The 2044-nt window shown below is 68.8% G+C and carries 4 protein-coding genes; 1 reads left to right on the top strand and 3 read right to left on the bottom strand.

Going from position 1 to position 2044, the window contains the following annotated elements:
• Window positions 1-47 precede the first annotated feature (47 nt).
• The 3 genes from ON45_RS20675 to ON45_RS23385 all read right to left on the bottom strand — a co-directional run bounded on the left by ON45_RS20675 (window position 48) and on the right by ON45_RS23385 (window position 1252).
• The gene (locus ON45_RS20675; RefSeq protein ID WP_158412566.1) at window positions 48-422 is read right to left on the bottom strand and encodes a MauE/DoxX family redox-associated membrane protein; all 375 of its coding nucleotides are present in this window, start codon (window positions 420-422) and stop codon (window positions 48-50) included.
• A gap of 102 nt (window positions 423-524) precedes the next feature.
• Complete coding sequence (locus ON45_RS20670) at window positions 525-1043, bottom strand: DoxX family protein (protein ID WP_040496729.1); 519 nt, start codon at window positions 1041-1043, stop codon at window positions 525-527.
• Between the two features lie 53 nt (window positions 1044-1096).
• The gene (locus ON45_RS23385; protein ID WP_158412563.1) at window positions 1097-1252 is read right to left on the bottom strand and encodes a hypothetical protein; all 156 of its coding nucleotides are present in this window, start codon (window positions 1250-1252) and stop codon (window positions 1097-1099) included.
• On the opposite strand from ON45_RS23385, the gene ON45_RS20665 reads away from it, so the two are divergent.
• Window positions 1251-2021, top strand: a complete 771-nt coding sequence (locus tag ON45_RS20665; protein WP_051063509.1) for a mycothiol-dependent nitroreductase Rv2466c family protein — start codon at window positions 1251-1253, stop codon at window positions 2019-2021. The two genes, ON45_RS23385 and ON45_RS20665, sit on opposite strands and share 2 nt — an antisense overlap.
• Window positions 2022-2044: the final 23 nt, after the last annotated feature.

Below are 2044 nucleotides of genomic sequence, written 5' to 3'. Positions count from 1 at the left end.
GCGCTCCGTGCGCGAACTGTTCACGAGAACGGCAATTGCGAACCAGGTCAGGTCGCGAGGGTCGCGAGCAGGGCGACGACGATCAGCCCCGCGTTGCGCGCGACCTGGCCACGTCCGAGCGGGCGGCTGGACCGCGCTCCGAAGCACGCGCACGGTGGTCGGTCCCCGTCGCGGAGTCGTCGGAGGATGAACACCGTGAACACGACCAACGTTGCGACCGCGACGACGGCGGGCCAGGGTCGGGCGACGCCGCTCAGCAACAGCGCACCCACGACCAGCTCGTACCACGGCACGAGCCGTGCGAGCCACGGAACGACACCGAGATCGGACGACTGACGCAACCAGATCTCCCGGTCGACCAGCTTCGAGCCACCGGAGAACACGAACACCGCACCGATCAGGATCGACGCGACGACTCCCACGACGGCCACGGTATCGCTCGACCCAGCTCCGCCATCCGGTGGACCATCCGGTGTCAGACACCGGATGGTCCGGTGGGGCCGCGGGCGGGCGAGATCGGGCGGTCAGTCGGCAGGCGGCGGGCGCCAGCAGGTGGCGAGCAGGAGTCCGGCACCGACGAGTCCGGCACCGGCGGAGAGCGCGAGACCGGTCCAGCCGACGAGGTCGTCATCGATGCCGAACGCCCGGTCGAGTGACCACCCACCCGGTCCGATCGTGCCGATCGCCATTCCGCACAGGGCGAGGGTCATCACGTACTCCCAGCCTTCCCCCGGGCGGAAGATGAAGAAGCCGTTACCGCGGTGGTTGATGACGAACGCGACCGTCATCGTTCCGACCAGTCCCGCGCCGCCGAGCGGTGTGAGCAGCCCGAGCACGAGAGCGACACCGGCACCGATTTCGGTGAGGCTGGCGAGCCACGCTTGAACGAGCGGCGGCTTCATTCCCATCGACCCGAACCAGCCCGCCGTTCCCTCGATCTTGCCGCCGCCCCAGATGTGGTTGATCCCGTGCGCGAGCATCACCGCACCGAGACCGCACCGGAAGACGAAGAGGGCGAAGTCGATGGCGTCGGTGTCATTCATCCTGGTGGCACTCCTGGTCGTCGGGGGTCGTCGGTCCCATTGTGCCCGCCCGCTCAATCCGCCGACGACACGCCGCCGGATTCGAAGAGGGCGTCGAGCTGAGCGATGCCGAGCAGCAGGAGGAACGAACCGAGGGCGCCGCGAACCTCACCCGCACGATGTGCCACCATCGATCCGACCACCACGAAACGAACGGGAGCCCCCTTCATGCCCACCACCCCCACCACCGCTCCGTCCTCGGAGCCCGGCTACGACATCGAGTTCTTCTGGGACCCGGTCTGTCCGTTCGCGTGGATCACCTCGCGCTGGGTCGCGAAGGTGGCCGCACAGAGCGACTACGCCGTCGATTGGCGGTTCATCTCGCTGCGCCTCCTGAACAAGCACAAGGACTACGCGACCGAGTTCCCACCGGAGTACGAGCGCGGACACACCGCTGGACTCCGGATGTTGCGCGTCGCGGCCGCAGTGCGCGACGACCTCGGTCGTGATCCGCTCGGCAAGCTCGTCGCCGCGTACGGCGAGAGCTACTGGGACCGGCCGGAGGGAACCGACATGCGATCCGAGCTGAGCACCACCGATCACGTCGTCGACGTGCTCGAGACCGCCGGCCTGCCGACGACGTACGCCGACGCGCTCGACGACACGTCGTGGGACGCGATGCTCGACGACGAGACCGAACTGGCCCTCAGCCGGACGGGCCGCGACGTCGGCACGCCGATCATCACGTTCCAGCCACCTGACGGGCTCTCGTTCTTCGGACCGGTGATCTCCCGGGTCCCCACCGACGCCGAGGCGGTCCCACTCTGGGACGCCGTCACGACGCTCGCGGCCTTCCCCGGATTCGCCGAGATGAAGCGGTCACTCCGCGAGGTTCCGCAACTGAACATCCTCGGCGGAACGAGCGACGCGCCGACGTCGGAGGACTGGACCGGCGGTCACCGCGCCGGCCACCTCCCCGGCGACACGCCCAACTCGTGAACAGTTCCGGCGCTCCGTGCGCG

It is taken from the genome of Ilumatobacter nonamiensis YM16-303, assembly GCF_000350145.1.
GTDB classification, from domain to species: Bacteria; Actinomycetota; Acidimicrobiia; order Acidimicrobiales; family Ilumatobacteraceae; genus Ilumatobacter_A; species Ilumatobacter_A nonamiensis.
This window is presented reverse-complemented; position numbering and strand designations above follow the sequence as displayed.